The following is a 17,027-nucleotide window of genomic DNA, read 5'->3' as shown; positions in this document are numbered from 1 at the left end:
AAAATCCTTTTGTTCACATATATGCTAAGTCAGGGCGGAACCGACCGGGTTACCGCAATACTGGCGCGCGGCTATGCCGAAGCGGGTTTCGATGTCGAGATTCTGGTTTTATGTCGTGGCGGCAAGGCAGAGCCGCTGCTGTCCAACATGATCGGACCGACTGTTTCCGTTCGTTATATCAGCGGCCTGCCGACATGGCGAACATTCGACCTGTTGAGATTGTTTCCGGCAATCGTCCGATATTTTCAGTTGGCAAACCCCGACGTGCTTGTTTCAACGGCAAATAACACCGCCTGGATTTGCGCCGCTGCGCGGATGCTAGGGAGATTGGGTAAAACACGGTTAGTCATCAAGACAACCAACCCAATAGTCGGCTCACGTCATCGTGGACCAATTCAAAAATTTCGGCATTGGGGTTACGCCCGCGCATTCTCGAGTGCCACGGCAGTTTGGACGTTAAGCGACGCGGAGACAAACATGCTGAGGACGGCCTATCCTTCCGCAGCTCAACGTATCAGGACCGTAGTCAATCCTTATGTAAACGCGACGATGTTGGCGACGAGAACCCCAGCCGCCAAAACGAACTCAAACCCTATTATTTTAGGTGTCGGACGTTTGACAGCCCAGAAACGCTTCGATCTCCTGATCAACGCGTTTGCCCTCATCGATCACACAGATGCGCAGCTTGTAATTTTGGGTGATGGAGCCGAGCGTTCGAGATTAATCAAGCTAATCTCTTTTCTGGGTCTGTCAGACCGCGTTACGCTGCTGGGTTTTGTAACCGATGTTGCTGAGCAATACCGGCAAGCTGACTTGTTCGTTCTTACGTCACGTTATGAAGGGTTGCCAGCGGTGGTATTGGAAGCGATGGCCGCGAATTGCCCCGTGCTAAGTACAGACTGTTTTGCTGCCGCCCGCTCCCTTTTGGAAAACGCCGAGGGTTGCGGTATCGTTGAGTTGGCCGACCCCGCTAAATTGGCAAAAATGATAGATTATCATCTTGACGGCAAACGCCCGACAAGTCTCCGCACGATCGCCATCGGTAACTCGGTCGAATCGGGGATCGCGGATCATGTTAGCGCGCTGCACGAAATATTTGAGAGTGGTGGTTTGTCACTTTAGAATATTCAAGGCTTAAGGTTCCGGCTGGAGAATTCGGTTGCGTGATGCAGGTGGCCGCCTATCAAAGGCCTTATGCATTTGCAAATACATCATTTTGTCTCCACATGAACGAAGTCGGTGGCCTGCCAGCGGTCTTCATGGCCAATCGCGACGTCCTTCACCGCTTCTTGCGCGCGCGGTTGCGCGGGGCCGGTGACGCGGAGGACGTTTTGCAAGACCTCTGGATTAAACTTGAATCGCTAGAAACCGGGCCGGTGGCAGAGCCGCTTGCATATATCTACCGGATGGCGGAAAATCTCGTACTCGACCGAAGGCGGTCAGCGATGCGCCGCACTAACCGCGAAAATGAATGGACCAAGGGCCAGATCGACGAGAGTTTCGGCTTGGCAGTTGACAGCGAGCCCGACGCGGAGCGCCATTTGCTGGCGCGCGACCATTTGCGGCGGGTGGACGGCGTGCTTGACGGCTTGCCCGAGCGCACGGCTTTTGCTTTTCGCTCGGTCAGGATACAGGGCGTTCCGCAGAAAGAAATTGCTGCTTCAATGGGCATCAGTTTGAGCGCAGTGGAAAAGCATCTGCAAAGAGCGTATCGTGCGGTGTTGGAAATCCAAATCAGGCTTGATGCGGAAGATACACCGCCATAACGTCTAGGTATGGAAGGACAGGACCATGCCAGTTGAAAGCAAGATTGAGGAGGCAATAAGCTGGCGTATCCGCCTGTCTGATCCTGCTGCATCTGCCGATCAATGGGCAGAGTTTTCAGATTGGCTCGAGGTCGATCCCGCCAATGCCGATGCTTATGATGCAATAGCACTGGCGGACGACGATTTGTCCGAAACGATAGCCATCGCCAAATCTGATCGACAATTACCGCAAAATGATAATGCGCCGGTGCCGGTGAAATTGTATCGGCGGCGTGGGATGCAGGCCATCGCCGCAAGTGTTGCGGTTGCGCTACTGGCATCGCCAATGCTGTTTCTTGGCCGTGATTTGCAGACTTACGAAACCCAGCTAGGTGAGACGCGCGAGATAACGCTTTCGGATGGTTCGCAAATTGCAATGAACGGCGGAACCGTGCTCCGCTTAGATAGCAAATCAAACCGGTTTGTAAGGCTAGAATCGGGTGAAGCCGTATTCGTCATCCGTCATGATGCATCGAATCCGTTTGTCGTCGAGACTGGTGATGCGACGCTTCAAGATGTTGGCACAGTCTTTAACGTGCGGCAGGATGGCAGCAGCCTTGAAGTGTCAGTAGCCGATGGCGCCGTGCGTTATAATCCCAAAGCCGAGGCGGTTACGGTGGCTGCCGGTAATAAATTGCAGGTGTCCAAAGCTCGCCCGGTTCCGGTGATATCGAAAGCCGATCCCAAAACCGTCGCTGGATGGCGGCAGGGACAATTGAGTTATGAGGAAGCGACATTGAGCGCAATTGCGGTCGATCTGTCCCGCGCGATTGGCGACAAAGTAGCGGTATCTGGCAATTTAGGCAGCCGCCGTTTCACCGGCGTTATCCGCCTCGAAAAGGACCGTAAGCTTTTGTTCCGCAGGCTAGAAGGCTTGCTAGGCGTTCGTGCACAGCATAGTGCATCAGGATGGCTACTGACCTCCTGAAATTATGAAAATTGCTTACCCGGCTGCGGTTGCAATACTATGCGCCGCTGCGTGCCCTGCATTCGCCAGAGATCAAAATGTCAATATCCCGGCGCAGCGGCTTGATTCGGCGCTTATTGCCTTGGGCCAGCAGGCACAAATCTCGCTTGGCGGCGTCGATGCAAGACTAAGCAGCGTCCGCAGCCAGTCCGTGCGGGGCAAAATGTCGATACCGCGCGCCCTGCAAAAAATGCTGCGCGGCACAGGATTCGATTTCATTGCGGTCGATGCAATCACATATCGCATCGTCCGTGCAGATCCAAAAAGGGCGGCCCGTCTTCCCAAGCCAACCAACCCGCCCACAGCAATGCCAGTCGCCGTACGACCCTCGCCACCCGAATTGCCGGTTCAGGAAATCATCGTGACGGGTGGCAAGCAAAACCAGCCGTTAGTAAGCTATCCCGGAACTGCCCATGTCGAAACGGTCGGCGGCACGGGCATGTCGGAGAATTTAGGGACAGCCGCTTTTGTCGCGCGGCTGCCGACATTGACCTCGACCAATCTGGGTCCCGGTAGAAACAAGATATTTATTCGCGGCATTGCCGACAGCAGCTTTTCAGGGCCTACACAATCAACAGTGGGATTATATCTTGGCGAGCTACGTCTTACCTACAATGCACCCGAGCCCGATTTGCGGTTGTATGACATCAACCGCGTCGAGGTAATCGAAGGACCGCAGGGCACATTATATGGCGCAGGCGCGTTGGGCGGCATTATCCGCATCATGCCTAAGACGCCGGACATGGGTAATTTTGATGCTGAAGCCAGCGGCGGGATTTCAAGCATTAAAAATGGTGCGAGCGGGTTCGATATTGCCGGGATGATAAATATTCCGCTGATTGATGATCATGTTGCGCTTCGCGTTACCGGTTATCGCCAAATCGAAGGCGGCTACATCGACGATATGACCAGAGGCAAGGCCGACGTGAACCGTGCAAGTGTCCAAGGGGGCCGAGCAATACTACGCATTCAGCCAGGCAGTAACTGGATCATTGATCTGGGTGGCGTCATCCAGAATATCGACACCCGCGACAACCAATATGCCGAGCTGGGTCTGGCCAAATTAACGCGCGCAGCTCTCATCGCACAACCGCACGACAATGACTTTAGGGCCGCTAATGTCACTGTGAGCAAGCGATGGACGGATCTTGATCTTTTATCGAGCACCAGTGTTGTCAAGCATGACTTATCCGAGCGATTTGATGCTACCGGCTATCAAGGTAATCCGGGTGTTCTCGCCTATGACGCAAGCAACAAGATTAGCCTGCTAACCCACGAAACTCGGCTCGCACGAAGCACTGTCAATGGCGGCAATTGGGTAGTTGGTTTGAGCCTGCTGCGCAGTGTTAACCGGATTGAGCGCTCCATCGGGGCCCAAGGCGCGCCCGTTCCCTTATCGACACTGCGCGACGAGCGAACGGAGTATGCGGTTTTTGGCGAAATAAGCCAGCCTATCGCGTCCGATTGGTCAGTGACGGCTGGCGCGCGGCTTGAGCGCAGCAAATCAATCGGCGAACTAATCGGCGGAGCTGGACCTGATTTTGAGCCTGCAGCCCAAAAAACAAGGGTGTTGCCTACCGCAGCGCTATCTTGGATACCCCGCAATGATTTCATCGCATTCTTGCGATATCAAAGCGGCTTTCGCAGCGGTGGCATAGCCATTAATGGCAGCCAGCTTAACAGCGCCACCCGTTTTGAATCCGACGAACTGGACACTGTTGAACTTGGGTTCCGGTTGGGAGGGACCGGCGGCGGCAGTCGTCTGTCGGGCGGAGTCACCGCATCATATTCAAACTGGCGGGCCATTCAGGCAGATCTGATTAGCGTCGATGGCTTGCCCTACACCGCAAATATAGGTCGTGGGCAGATATTGGGGCTGGAGGCCAATATGATCTGGCGAGCTACGGACAGCCTGACCTTAGACGGCGCGCTTTTCGTCAATAACAGCGCCCTCACCGACCCTTCACTTGGACTTGAGGATGCCGATTCCAATGCCTTACCCAATGTCGCAAAGACCGGCGGAAGAGCAAGCTTTGCATGGGTCCGCCCGTTATCCGAAGCTCTGGCTTTCAAGCTGGATGGAACCGTCCGCTATGTAGGCGCATCGAAATTGAGCACGATCCCTCCACTCAATCTTGAACATGGAGAGACTGTTCAAGTCGATATGTCTGCAGCGCTAGATGCCGGGTTATGGCAGATATCGCTAGATGCCACTAACCTGCTGGACCTGGCTGGCAATAGTTTCTCGTATGGCAACCCATTTTCCGTAGGGTTAGGCAAGCAAATCACCCCGCTTCGCCCGCGTACCGTCAGGCTTGGGGTGAAATTCGGCTTTTAACATATATTTTTCAACGCGCGATGCGGGTTTTCCAGTCCGGCGCCGTCAATGTGCTGAGCCTTGGATGACCATCTGAGGTTCGATTGACGAAGGATCGGCCCCGCGATGATCTCAAACACTAAATGTCTATTGGCATTAGCTGCCATGTCGCTGCTCGCGTCCTGCGGGGATCAAACAACAAATGATCTCGAATTGAAGGCAAAATCATCAAATGATTTGGCATCGGCGACCGGTGAGGTCTCAAACAACGCAGCATTGTTTGCCGCAGCCGAAGAGTTTGAAACGCTGACGGAATCATCATTTTCGGCTGACATTGCTTCGCGGGAGAAGACGATAGCAAAGGTCAGCAACGCCGCAGCTAGAGTAGCGAAGTTCGCTTCGCCGGAGTTGGCCGCACAACTTCAAACCCACCTTGGTAATATCCGTGCCGCCCAAAAGAACAATGCACCAGCTGATCTTGCGATCGCCTCCAACGAAGCTTTTCGCGTATTGGTGAGCGCGATTGCGGGTAATCAGAAAACGCCAGTTAATGTGAGCCTGCTCGATTACGCAGGATTTCGCTTTGATGCCGACGCTCAAGCCATTCCAGCGCGATTTGATGATATGGAAGAATCGGTCCTTTTTGCTCAAGCGCAATGGGCTGGCATCAAATCACGACCAGAAATTGCCAAATTGTCCGCACGGTTTTCCGCTTCACTCGACAACATGGATTTGGCTGCCCGGTCAGGCGATGTTGCAAAGGCCAGGGCTGCTGCAAAAGTCGAACTGGATATGGTCGATGAGCTGGAAACGGCTTTCGGCCAATAACAATGTCGTTCGAAAATGCTCCCCTATTGGATGAAACCGAACGATCCCCTTCGGCGCACGACCAGCTGCGGTCAGTTGTCGTCGCAAAGACTGGTCCTCTGTGTGAAAGTGGTAAGTGGTCCGTTATTGTTTTAGCGGGGCAACGACCGGGAATTGATCCACTGGCAAGCATTTTTTCCCAAGAAAGCAAAGCCTGCGTCCCGCTTTTAGGAAAACCGATGGCGTCTTGGGTCATTGAAACGTTGCTGGCGACTCCGCAAATCGGCAACATCGTCATATTGGCTCAGCACCGCGAGATGGTTGGTGCTCTGGGTTTAACCGAGTTAATTGACAATGACCGCGTAACATTTGCCAAGAGTATTGGCGGAATTTCACAAAGCATCGCGAATGTTGTTGGCAAGGCCCCGTTGGATTGGCCTGTCCTCATCACTACTGCAGACCATCCATTGCTGACGGTTGATATGGTGAGCACGTTTATAGACGGCGCGGGTATTTCAGACCTTGCGGTCGCGGCTGTGGAGCGCCGGACGTTGTTACAACGCTATCCTACGTCGAAGCGGACATGGCTTAAATTTCGAGGCGGTGCATATTCGGGAGCGAACTTGTTTGCATTGCGCAGCTGTGACACGCTGAGGGCGCTTGAGCTTTGGGCACAAGCCGAGCAGGACAGGAAAAAGGCGTTTAAGCTTTTCTGGCACTTTGGGCCGCGTCTAGCGCTTCGTGCAATAACGCGGACTATCAGCTTTCCATCTGCGCTCCACCGCGCGGGGCGAAAACTAGGACTCAATGCGTCGCTTGTGCTTTTACCGCAGGCCGAAGCCGCGATTGATGTCGATAAAATCAGCGATCATGAGCAAGCTGAATTGATACTGTCACAAGGGTTACAATCACGACCAATATCGGATGCTCCGGTGAAGGATACACTGCAAACGGTGTCCATATTCGATTTGGATCGAACGCTGACAAGGCGGCCCACATACACGGCTTTGCTGGCTTTTATGTCTTGGCACATTGCGCCCTGGCGATTGCTCGCTGCACCAATAATTATACTGGCCATGCTTGGGTATCTGTGCGGATTATATTCGCGGCGACGGGTCAAAGAAATCGAACATTGGTTGTTGTTAGGCGACGTGGTGGAGCGCGCAGATGTCGTGCGTGAAGCGAAGCTTTTTGCTGGCCGTCTCGACAACCATGGCTTTTTGACCGCAGGTAAAGCAGCGATTGCCAGAGATCAAGCGGCGGGTCGCCGTATCATTCTGGCAACGGCTGCAAATCAGTTTTACTCGGCCGCGCTTGCCGAGCAACTGGGCATAACAGAGGTTATCGCCACCAGGTCGGTTTGGCGTGACAATTACCTGACGTCAAAGATTGAAGGCGAAAACTGCTACGGCTTATCCAAAAAACAGATGGCCGCAAGCTATCTGGAGGAACAAGGCGTATTGCGCGTAGGTGCGCACGTGCGTTTCTATTCCGACCATATCTCCGATCTACCGACATTTGAATGGGCTGACGAGAAGATTGCGGTAAATCCGTCGCGTAAGCTATATGATCATGCGCTTGGTCTGAACTGGCAGATATTGTTTTGGGCATGAATGGTGCGAAAGGTTTAGCTCCCCGAATTGGACCTCCAAATATCGGCTTTCTATTCAACCACGACCAAATTCACCAGATTGCGCATAGCCTACCCGTCGCAGTCTCGCTGGCAAATGCGTCGCTTGGCCTACATGTTAGCGTCGCAACGACCAACACCCTTATTGATTCAGAGGTAAGCAGACTTTTGGGCGCCATTGTACCTGCAAACCTTGAACGGGTTAAACTTGGGGCTGGATCGCTTGCCTCGCGACTTGTGAAAAAGGCATTTGGCACGGTCCTGCCGGTTGGGAAGTTAATCATTTACCGTGATAATCTCGATTATTTTCGTTCACTAGATGTGCTTGTCGTAACTGAGCGAACGTCGTTGATTTTGAAAAGCCGTTACGGCCTGCAAAACCTGAAAATGATCTTGATTGACCATGGTGCAGGCGACCGCGCAATTGGCTTTGGTGAATCGGCAGCGATGTTTAACCATATCCTTGCGGCGGGACCAAAGATCAAAGACCGGCTAATTGCAGAAGCCAAAGTTGCCCCTAGTAAAATCAGAATTACCGGGTATCCGAAATTTGACGCCGTCGATCCGGCGCCGGCCAAGCTGCTGTTTCAAGGCAACGGCAATCCAACCGTTCTCTATAACCCGCATTTATCGCCGCACCTGTCATCTTGGTTCAAACATGGCCGTGATGTGCTCGACTGGTTTGTCGCGCATCCGCAGTATAATCTGATCTTCGCACCGCATATTATGCTGTTTCACCGCAGGGCTGTCTTTACCATCGATAAGCTTCGGCTGGCGTTACCGGGCTCGCTCAAAAAGAAATATTACAACGCGCGCAATATCCATATTGATTTGGGCAGCATCGCATCCGCAGACATGACTTATACCAACGCGGCAGACATCTATTTGGGCGACGTTAGCAGCCAGATATATGAATTTCTGCGGTTTCCAAGACCGGCAATTTTCATCAACAGCCACGGCCATGACTTTACGTCCGACCCCAATTATGCGCATTGGCGGGCAGGCGATGTGATTGCGTCCACAGACGAACTGGGGGCTGCTTTGGGCCGTGCAGAAGCAATGCATCAAACGAATTACAAAGCAGCCCAAAAGGCACTTTTCGATTATACTTTTGATTTGACGGATGAGCCTTCTTCGCGCCGGGCTGCTCGGGCGATTGCTGAAATTACAAACTGTGAATGACGCATCGTCTCAAGAACCGGGTATCGTCCGGCGCATCTATCAGAATCTTGGTTTGCTTTTGGGCGGCAAGGCGGCGGCTGGGCTGATCAGTTTGATCTATATCGCCATTGCGGCACGCGTACTCGGGCCGGCGGATTATGGCGTGCTCGTCCTGATCAATTATTACGCAATGCTGGTCGGGGGGCTAATCGCGTTTCCGGGATGGCATGCAATAGTTCGATACGGTGTGCAGTCACTGGCGGCGGGGGATCAGGCAAAGCTTGTCCGGCTGCTGCGTTTTGTTGGAGCCTTTGAGCTTGCCGGTGGCTTCACTGCCGTTATCATCGCGGCGATTTTGGCTCCGATATTGGGACCACGTCTCGGCTGGAATGCCGAAGCGCAGATGCTGGCTATACCCTATAGCCTTGCGGTGCTGGCAACGGTGCGCGCGACCCCGGGTGGCTATCTTCAAATCCTCCGTCGGTTTGACATATTGGGCGCACACAACATTGTCACGCCGGTCATGCGGCTCATCGGTACCTTGATCGTCGTTGCCTTCGGCTGGGGTTTGAGCGGCTTCATCATCGCGTGGCTGATCGCTGCGTTGGCCGAGGGACTCAGCCTGTGGCTCGCTGGCATCTATTTCGCGCGAAGGCATTTGGTCGATCACCCACTATTGGGTAATGTCGCGGATGTCCGGCATGAACATCCCGGGCTGATGCGTTTCATGGTGACCGCCAATGCCGATATCATGCTTGGCGACCTCGTCACCCGCGTTACACCGTTGGTCATGGGCTGGGTGCTGGGACCGGTCGCCGCGGGATTATACTCGATTGCCCACCGCACTACCGTGGTTATCGCACAACCTGCGCAGATACTGGGCCAAGCTGCATACGCCGAACTTGCAAGATTAGTGGCGGGAGGCGGGTCTGGCCATAACATCCGCCATGCGCTGATACGCTGCGTCGGAATATCGCTGCTCGCTGCTTTACCAATCGTGTTTGTCTTAGCTCTGTTCTCCAAACAGATAGCCATATTGATAGCAGGACCCGCTTACGCAGCGGCTGCAGGGGTGATGATCTTGCTTGCCGTGGCGCGGGTCATCGCGTTGACCGGACCGCCCACGAGCGCCGCACTGATTGCTTTGGGAAGGCCGGGCTTGTCCGTGATATCCAACTTCATAACCAATTTAGGGTTGCTGCCGCTGCTGCCTATTCTGACTGCATATTGGGGGCTCCAAGGGGCGGGAATGCACGCAATTTTGCAAGCTATGGTAGCAAGTACATCACTCGGTGTGTTTTTGTGGCACTATACCAATCAGCATGTACGGAAAGGTCGGTAATGCTGGGCAGTTTTCATATTTATGATGCCCCGCCAAATGGGCTATTTCAAGCCTCCAACAACTCTCCGGAATGGTGACGGTGGTGAGACGGCTTTCCATGGTTGGCTTGGTTGTAACGAGCCTTTTTATCGGTGAACCTATCAGGGCACAAAATGAACCTTGCTCGACAACGTCTGGGTCGTCGATTCTCGTAAAAATTATTGGTCTCAAACATCGAGCAGGAACCGTTAGAATTCGGCTTTTCGGTGGCGATCCAAACACATATTTTGACAAACGATATACCCTTAACCGTATCGAATTTGCAGTGCCTAAAAACGGCGATATCGAGCATTGCATTGCTGTTCCCCGCGCAGGAACGTATGCGGTCGATGTTCGGCACGATGCAAACCGTAATGGTAAGACAGATCGAGCCGACGGTGCTGGTGCCTCAGGTAACCCTGACGTCTCGTTACTAGACGTCATTTTCAAGAAAATGCCGCCTGTAAGCAAAGTTCAGATAACTGTCGGACGCGGGAGCACGGTAGCCACGATCATTATCAAGTATCTCTCTGGCGGAAAGCTTCGACCAGGCTAGTCACAAACTCTCAATGACTCATGATTTAAGATTTTAATGGTCGGTATTATGGCTTGTCAGGGGGCCGAGCGCTAGTTGTGTTAGCGGCAACAGCCAATCATTCTGACCGGCCTAAACAGCAGCAATTCATCGATCCACGCACATCAGCGGACAGTCCGCTCCTCGCCCTATTCTGTTGAAAACCCCGCTTGCGGTGACTCTCATAGGGCGATCTAGAATTCACGCGAGCGGGCTGACATTCCTGATCAGTTAGGTGCGGGGCCCGGCTTGGGGATCATCTTGACCATTTTGCGCTCGTTTTGGGCTGCGGCGGCGAGGTGGAACTTGTCATCTGCGCTGTTGGGACCGCACAGGCGCAAGCGGTCCAGCTAGCGAATGCGCTTGAGGCGGACGAACAGCATGGCGACGTTCTCTCGCTGGCGCGGTGAAACGAGATACAGGTTGGCAGTTGCAATATTACGCGCCAGGTCACGAGCGCCTTCGTGACTCAAGCGGATGACCTTGCGAGCAGCCATATCCTGCGTGCATCTCTGTCAGTCCTCGCAACCCTCGCAGTCCTGATTCGAATGATTTGAAACCGCGTATCATCTGGACCGCGTCTATGTTGTCGATATCTTGGTAGTCGTAAGCGTCTCATTGATCGGGGTGATTGTCGCAAGCTGCGGGAATCAATAGCGCGGATACCAGTTTAGGCCAGTCAGAACGCTCAGCACTCCCGCAAACAAAGGGATCGTTCGCAAGGTGCGAATACCCCGTTGAGAGCTGCCATCCGTTCAAAACGAGCGAAAGAAGGCAATATGTCCTACAACAATATGTAACCATAACCCTGTTGGATGCGAGCTCGCTTTGTGAACAATTGTCATGGCCGATATTGGCGTCACTTGGTTGGCATCTCGCGCCTTAAATTCTTCAGCCATGACCTAAATCGCTCACACATCAAACGAATATATTTTGGGAGATTTGTAATGAAAAAGTTTTTATTCGCGACAGTAGCGCTGGTTGTCTTGTCGCCTGCTGCTTTTGCATCGACCCCAGCCTCACTGATCCAAATGGTCGATGATTGCTGCGCGGGACTCGAACATTGCTGTGAAGAGGTCGCCGACTGCTGTGATGACTAAGTCCGTCAAAGACGGCGCCCTGTTATCATGTCGGGCATACGTCTATTTTCGTTCAGTCAATTGTAACGACATCATCCAAAGAGACGAATGACCATTTGACCACTGACGCAATGGCCATTTTAAGAATTTTCTAAGTAAATTGGAGAACTTATGAGCAACCTTATATCGAAACTCGCTGTCGCTGCAGCTGCACTATCAGCAGCCACTACACTTGCGGCGGCGCCAGCCTTTGCTGCCGGCGAAAAAGAGAAATGTTATGGCGTTTCTTTGAAGGGCAAGAATGACTGCGCTGCTGGCCCAGGTACAAGTTGTGCTGGTACGTCAACGGTCAATTATCAGGGCAACGCATGGAAACTCGTTGCCAAAGGGTCTTGTGTAAAAATGGGTGGTACACTGACTGCACATGCGGGCAATGCCAAGCCAGTGGCGCAACAGGACCGTCAAAAGTCCTGAAGCGGGCAAAAGATTTGCGGATGGGCATAATGGCTGATGTCCTGCGGCAACCTGTTCTTGACCGAAATTCCCCGCGCTCGGGATAGCTTAAGCTGCAGCCTTATGATGCTTAGCCCGATTTTCTAATCTCGGGTCGCACCGACAGGCATGAGGCCCATCCGCAATACCCAATAGCGGCGTGACAACTGTGCGTTTTCAAGGCGGAGCGATTATGAAATTTGTTACCACATCTTATAATCGTGCCGTTGCCTTGGTGTCCAACTCATGGATGGACCAAGTGACTCTTATCATGGTGCGCGTTTCGCTTGCAGGTATTTTCTGGCGATCCGGCCGAACGAAGGTCGCTGAAGGCAGCTGGCTGTTGGTCAGTGACACCGCGAAATTTCTGTTTCAGGAAGAATATAAGGCAGTTCCACTTCCTCCGGAATTTGCCGCATATATGGCAACCTACGCCGAACACCTGTTTCCGATCCTCATAATCCTTGGTTTGTTCACAAGACTGTCTGCGTTAGCCCTGCTGGGCATGACCATGGTGATCCAGATTTTTGTGTATCCCGAAGCTTGGTGGTCAGTGCACATCATCTGGGTGTCACTTGCGCTGGTTTTGATCGTGCGCGGTGCAGGTCGATTTTCGATCGATACACTGCTAGTCAAAAAGACATGATCGCACGCGAAGAAATCATGCGCGACCTCATGCGCCGGTCTCAGAATGGCGATAAGCAGGCTTACGCTGTTTTGCTCGAACAGACGGCAAGATGGCTGGCACGGTTTTTTGCGCGCAAAATTTCCGCTGATGCCGTCGATGACCTGGTTCAAGACACGCTGATTTCGTTGCACAATAAACGGGCAAGCTATGATCCTTCACGGCCGTTTTTGCCATGGCTTGCTGCCATCGCACGATACAGGTGGGTTGACCGTCTTCGTAAGACGTATCGCCATACCGCAGACGAACTAAAGGATCAGCACAGCGAAGGTAGCCATGAGGATGTGGTTGGAGCCAAAATCAGCATTGACCGTTTGCTAACTCAGTTACCCGAAGGTCAAGCCGTCGCCATTCGGTTGGTAAAAATAGACGGGCTCAGCATTTCGGAGGCGTGCATAAAATGCGGGCAGTCCGAGCCATTGGTTAAAGTGAATATCCATCGCGGCTTGAAGAAGCTTGCGGCGCTAATCGAGAGTGAATGAGATGAAGAAGAGTTATGACATTGCCGCATTGGTGGATGATTTGGAGCCAGTGACAGTTTTGAATCGGCGCGGACCCCTGGCTACGGCAGCGGCAATAACGGTTGCGATGATTGCCATTGTCGCGCTCGTGCGCGGTGTTCGATCCGATGTGTTGGCGGGCAATCCTGACGCAATGTTTTTGATCCGATCAGGCATCTTGCTTCTGCTTGGCGGCGGGACAGCGCATGCCGTGCTGGGAATGGCGAGCCCTTCCGTCGGTAAAGCATATATGAACTGGCAAATGGCGCTGGCAGTGGCTCTCCTGTTTCCAATCGTTGCACTGATCGTGGCATTGACCGGTGACATCGGCACAGCAATGAGCAAAATGTATACGGTGGGCCAGTGCCTCATGTTCAGTGCGATTGGTGCGGTCGCCACTGCAGCGCCCATGATCTTGCATTTGCGCCGCGGTGCGCCGACCTCACTTAGCCGTGCTGGATGGCTTGTGGGCATAGCATCGGGAGGACTGGGCGCTTTTGCTTACAACATCCACTGCCCGTTCAATAACGTCGTCTATATCGGGATATGGTATACGTTAGCCGTTGGAATATGTGCGGTGGCCGGTCGTCTCGCGGTACCACGCCTGATCAGATGGTGAAAACCGTGGTGGCTGACCCCACCGATAATTAGGCATATAGACCATATTGTGCCCAAGTTACCGCAAATCGCAGATCAATCCGTTGTGAAGCCACCGACCAAGCATGGCACCGGTTTCGGCGGCTGCGGACTCCAACGACGATTGGCCGGCGAGCATCTGGATGATGTCGCCAAAGCTTGCACCATCCATCATGGCTTTTATTGCTTCATGTTCGGACGCCGGAGCGATAAGAAACGTTGGGCGTTCACCTTCCCGATAGACGTGACAAGAGCCCGGGGCGCTCAGTGCAAATTCCGGTGGACAGAAAACCTCAGCATCCAGGGCGTGCCATATCGCGCCGATGTCATGCCATATGATGCGCGAAACAGTTCGCGGCACGAAACTAAGGCAGAGCGCGCTCCAATCTTCGTCATCAAATTCTGACGTTGCAGCGGCGAAGCCGGCCGCCGTTAACGGCTCGGCATCCAGCGCACCAAAGGCCTGGTGCATCGACCATTCCACCCAGGCCAGTTCGCTTACCTCCGGATCATTGGCAAAGAGCGCGGCAAGGGTCACATCGAAACCTTGGCCGACATCGTCCAAGGTCCAGCCAGCTGGCGGATGCGCTATGACATGGTGCGCTGCAGCCTGATGAAAGGCATCCTGTCCTACCCAGCGTGCCGTGCGTTCAAATGTATCCGATAATGCATCCACCAAAGTGACACGGTAATTGTTACGGTAAATGGCGAGGCCTTGGGCATAACGAGATGTCCAGCCATCGGTAATCGGTGCCTCTTCCTCACACAGCTGCGCCATAAATTCAGTTTGGCGTTGGGCAAGCGAACTCATATGGATGATCGCAGCAACGCATCGACGCCACCTGAACGGGCCAGATCCAATTCGCTGAGCAAATCCGACAGAGGTGGTATATTGCCATCGCGCTCGATCATACTGGCGACTGGGCCCAAAATATCGATCGCTTTTCTGTAGAGCGCCCAGACTCCGTCGGCGACCGCGCGGTCGTGGGTGTCTATGATTATCTCGCCCGGCGTATGCCCTGCAAGATGGATCTGGCGCACGCGCTCGAGCGGCACACCAGCAATATAGTCATCTGCAGCGAAATTGTGATTATGCGCACTGACGTAAATATTGTTTATGTCGAGCAGCAAATAACAACCCGTGCGCTGCGCCATCGCAGCTATAAATTCCCACTCCGTGAGCTCGTCTTCAGGAAAAGTAAGATAGCTTGAGGGGTTCTCCAGGAGAATTGCGCGACCAAGTGTCTCTTGTACATAATCTATGTTGTCACAAACGACGTCGAGCGCTTCGCGCGTCAGCGGAAGCGGCAACAGATCATGACTGTTATGTGCGCTGTTGCGCGTCCAGCATAGATGATCGGATATCCAAAGTGGATCAATCCGCTCAGCGAGATTTCGAAGACGTTGAAGATAGAACTGATCTACGCCGTGTGCGGATCCTATCGACATCGAAACACCGTGCAGGGCAACTGGATGTTTCTCGCGGACCTGTTCCAGAATCCGCAACGGGCGTCCCCCGTCGAGCATGAAATTTTCAGAAATTACCTCGACAAAATCAACAGATATATTTTGTTCAATAAAGTCAACGTAATGGTCATTGCGAAGACCAAGGCCATATCCGGCGAATGCTGGAATTTCGTACGTCATACATTTAGCTTTTTATAAGCATTGAAGGTCCGGTGCGCGCAGAAACAGGGAAGGGCAGCGAGCACCGGACCTTAGGGCTTAACCAATATCGCCGATCACGCCGCCTTTGGTAAGGCATTGTCCAGCTTTCATGGCTTTGAAGCCATGACCCTTGCAGGCATTTTGCCCTTTGCATTCATTTTCAGCGGTGGCGCAGTCCGAGTTGCCTTTGCAGCTGTGGATGCCATAACAATGAACAGTATCGGCGGCCCCAACGGCCAGACCCTTGCTGCCATTAGGTGCGTCGGCAGCGAAACCCGCGGCCGATACCAAGGCCATGGCACCAGCCAAAGCTGCGAATGTTGTTTTGCGTTTAGCGTTCATCTTGATCAATTCCTCGAAAGGGTTTGTCTACCCGACATGGGTATGTTGTCATTCGTGCTGCATACCGCGATGGTTACATGTGAACAAAATTCTAAGAAATTTTCCGCAGTGAAGTTTTGTTACCACCGCCGCACCCAACAATATTGATGGTTTGAATTTTCGTGGCGACGCCGCGCTCGGCTATCGTCGCCAAGTACCGAAATAATATTTTTCCACCTATCATGTAACTTCGAAGGCTAGACTGTCGAACCACATTTTTAGTCGTCAGTGAAATTTTGCCGTAGCCATTGAACCGCAACGAATTGGCAAACGTTGGTGAAGCAACAATATCTCAAAGGACTTTATGACAGTGAACAAGAAACTAAAGCTGGCCTGGGTCATTTTGATGGTCACCGCTGCGGCTGCAACTAGTTTCAGTGCGGCGACAAGCCAAGTGCGTAGCCAAGTGCCGACGGAACGCGCCCAGGCGGTGTTCGCGGGAGGTTGTTTTTGGTGCACCGAAGCTGATTTCGATAAGATTCCCGGCGTACTTTCGACCACATCGGGTTACACAGGCGGCAAGCTGCGCAATCCAACTTATGAGGCGGTCTCGGCTGGCGGTACAGGGCATATCGAGGCGGTACGCGTCACTTATGACCCGGCAAAAATCAGTTATGCGACGCTCGCCGCGCGGTTCATTCGCACAATCGACCCGTTGGATACCGGCGGCAGTTTCTGTGATCGCGGCTACCGTTATCGGTCGGCTTTTTTCGTCTCGACTGCCGCTCAGCGCCAGGTAGCAGAGAACATCAAAGTCAAGACGCAAGGATCGCTCAAAAAACCCGTCGTAACCCTCGTTTTACCCGCAACGACGTTTTATCCAGCGGAGGCTTACCATCAAGATTATTACAAGAAAAATCCGATCCGTTACCGATTCTACCGGCTTAATTGTGGCCGTGATGCGCGGTTAAAACAGATCTGGGGCTAACCGATTGTTATATTCACGGGATATAGGTTGATGAATG

The 17,027-nt window shown here is 53.0% G+C and carries 18 protein-coding genes and 1 pseudogene; 15 read left to right on the top strand and 4 right to left on the bottom strand.

Annotated features, from left to right (window positions below):
* The first annotated feature begins 21 nt into the window (after positions 1–21).
* From ACLL9E_RS09445 to ACLL9E_RS09405, 9 genes are all read left to right on the top strand, one after another.
* Positions 22–1,122 (top strand): glycosyltransferase, encoded by a 1,101-nt coding sequence (locus ACLL9E_RS09445; RefSeq protein ID WP_411291534.1) that lies wholly within the window; start codon positions 22–24, stop codon positions 1,120–1,122.
* 44 nt (positions 1,123–1,166) lie between these two features.
* A complete protein-coding gene (locus tag ACLL9E_RS09440; RefSeq protein WP_411291533.1) occupies positions 1,167–1,766 on the top strand; it encodes an RNA polymerase sigma factor in 600 nt (199 codons plus the stop codon).
* A gap of 25 nt (positions 1,767–1,791) precedes the next feature.
* On the top strand, positions 1,792–2,733 hold the full coding sequence (locus tag ACLL9E_RS09435; RefSeq protein ID WP_411291481.1) for a FecR family protein: 942 nt from the start codon (positions 1,792–1,794) through the stop codon (positions 2,731–2,733).
* A 4-nt stretch (positions 2,734–2,737) separates the two neighbouring features.
* Positions 2,738–5,110, top strand: a complete 2,373-nt coding sequence (locus ACLL9E_RS09430) for a TonB-dependent receptor (RefSeq protein ID WP_411291480.1) — start codon at positions 2,738–2,740, stop codon at positions 5,108–5,110.
* A 105-nt stretch (positions 5,111–5,215) separates the two neighbouring features.
* On the top strand, positions 5,216–5,917 hold the full coding sequence (locus tag ACLL9E_RS09425) for a hypothetical protein (protein WP_411291479.1): 702 nt from the start codon (positions 5,216–5,218) through the stop codon (positions 5,915–5,917).
* A gap of 2 nt (positions 5,918–5,919) precedes the next feature.
* Positions 5,920–7,509, top strand: coding sequence for an HAD-IB family phosphatase (locus ACLL9E_RS09420; RefSeq protein ID WP_411291478.1), 1,590 nt, complete (start codon positions 5,920–5,922; stop codon positions 7,507–7,509).
* On the top strand, positions 7,506–8,708 hold the full coding sequence (locus tag ACLL9E_RS09415) for a hypothetical protein (RefSeq protein ID WP_411291477.1): 1,203 nt from the start codon (positions 7,506–7,508) through the stop codon (positions 8,706–8,708). The genes ACLL9E_RS09420 and ACLL9E_RS09415 overlap by 4 nt, the downstream gene beginning before the upstream one ends.
* Positions 8,650–10,029 carry a lipopolysaccharide biosynthesis protein gene (locus tag ACLL9E_RS09410; protein ID WP_411291476.1) on the top strand — a complete coding sequence of 460 codons (1,380 nt, stop codon included), beginning with the start codon at positions 8,650–8,652 and terminating at the stop codon, positions 10,027–10,029. The genes ACLL9E_RS09415 and ACLL9E_RS09410 overlap by 59 nt, the downstream gene beginning before the upstream one ends.
* 70 nt (positions 10,030–10,099) lie before the next feature.
* Complete coding sequence (locus ACLL9E_RS09405) at positions 10,100–10,603, top strand: DUF2141 domain-containing protein (protein WP_411291475.1); 504 nt, start codon at positions 10,100–10,102, stop codon at positions 10,601–10,603.
* A gap of 245 nt (positions 10,604–10,848) precedes the next feature.
* Here ACLL9E_RS09405 and ACLL9E_RS09400 read toward each other — a convergent pair.
* Positions 10,849–11,112 (bottom strand): annotated as a pseudogene (locus ACLL9E_RS09400) (IS5/IS1182 family transposase); the annotation flags it as partial.
* A gap of 456 nt (positions 11,113–11,568) precedes the next feature.
* Here ACLL9E_RS09400 and ACLL9E_RS09395 point away from each other — a divergent pair.
* The 5 genes from ACLL9E_RS09395 (at position 11,569) to ACLL9E_RS09375 (ending at position 13,996) form a co-directional block, all read left to right on the top strand.
* Positions 11,569–11,721: a hypothetical protein gene (locus tag ACLL9E_RS09395; RefSeq protein WP_411291474.1), complete on the top strand. Its 153-nt coding sequence runs from the start codon at positions 11,569–11,571 to the stop codon at positions 11,719–11,721.
* A 150-nt stretch (positions 11,722–11,871) separates the two neighbouring features.
* On the top strand, positions 11,872–12,174 hold the full coding sequence (locus tag ACLL9E_RS09390) for a DUF2282 domain-containing protein (protein ID WP_411291473.1): 303 nt from the start codon (positions 11,872–11,874) through the stop codon (positions 12,172–12,174).
* Positions 12,175–12,385: 211 nt separating this feature from the next.
* Positions 12,386–12,838 (top strand): DoxX family protein, encoded by a 453-nt coding sequence (locus ACLL9E_RS09385; RefSeq protein WP_411291472.1) that lies wholly within the window; start codon positions 12,386–12,388, stop codon positions 12,836–12,838.
* Positions 12,835–13,359: a sigma-70 family RNA polymerase sigma factor gene (locus ACLL9E_RS09380; protein ID WP_411291471.1), complete on the top strand. Its 525-nt coding sequence runs from the start codon at positions 12,835–12,837 to the stop codon at positions 13,357–13,359. The genes ACLL9E_RS09385 and ACLL9E_RS09380 overlap by 4 nt, the downstream gene beginning before the upstream one ends.
* A gap of 1 nt (position 13,360) precedes the next feature.
* Positions 13,361–13,996 carry an NrsF family protein gene (locus ACLL9E_RS09375; protein WP_411291470.1) on the top strand — a complete coding sequence of 212 codons (636 nt, stop codon included), beginning with the start codon at positions 13,361–13,363 and terminating at the stop codon, positions 13,994–13,996.
* 57 nt (positions 13,997–14,053) lie between these two features.
* On the opposite strand, the gene ACLL9E_RS09370 is transcribed toward ACLL9E_RS09375, so the two are convergent.
* From ACLL9E_RS09370 to ACLL9E_RS09360, 3 genes are all read right to left on the bottom strand, one after another.
* Positions 14,054–14,824 (bottom strand): putative DNA-binding domain-containing protein, encoded by a 771-nt coding sequence (locus ACLL9E_RS09370; RefSeq protein WP_411291469.1) that lies wholly within the window; start codon positions 14,822–14,824, stop codon positions 14,054–14,056.
* Positions 14,821–15,660: a DUF692 domain-containing protein gene (locus ACLL9E_RS09365; protein ID WP_411291468.1), complete on the bottom strand. Its 840-nt coding sequence runs from the start codon at positions 15,658–15,660 to the stop codon at positions 14,821–14,823. The genes ACLL9E_RS09370 and ACLL9E_RS09365 overlap by 4 nt, the downstream gene beginning before the upstream one ends.
* Before the next feature lie 78 nt (positions 15,661–15,738).
* The gene (locus ACLL9E_RS09360) at positions 15,739–16,023 is read right to left on the bottom strand and encodes a hypothetical protein (protein WP_411291467.1); all 285 of its coding nucleotides are present in this window, start codon (positions 16,021–16,023) and stop codon (positions 15,739–15,741) included.
* A 349-nt stretch (positions 16,024–16,372) separates the two neighbouring features.
* Between ACLL9E_RS09360 and msrA the strand changes: the two genes are divergently transcribed.
* Positions 16,373–16,990: a peptide-methionine (S)-S-oxide reductase MsrA gene (msrA, locus tag ACLL9E_RS09355; RefSeq protein ID WP_411291466.1), complete on the top strand. Its 618-nt coding sequence runs from the start codon at positions 16,373–16,375 to the stop codon at positions 16,988–16,990.
* The last annotated feature ends 37 nt before the right edge of the window (positions 16,991–17,027 follow it).

Origin of the sequence: Sphingorhabdus sp. (genome assembly GCF_046596595.1) — a bacterium.
GTDB lineage: Bacteria > Pseudomonadota > Alphaproteobacteria > Sphingomonadales > Sphingomonadaceae > Sphingorhabdus_B.
Note: the sequence above shows the minus strand (reverse complement) of the source record. Positions and strands in the feature narration are given on the sequence as shown.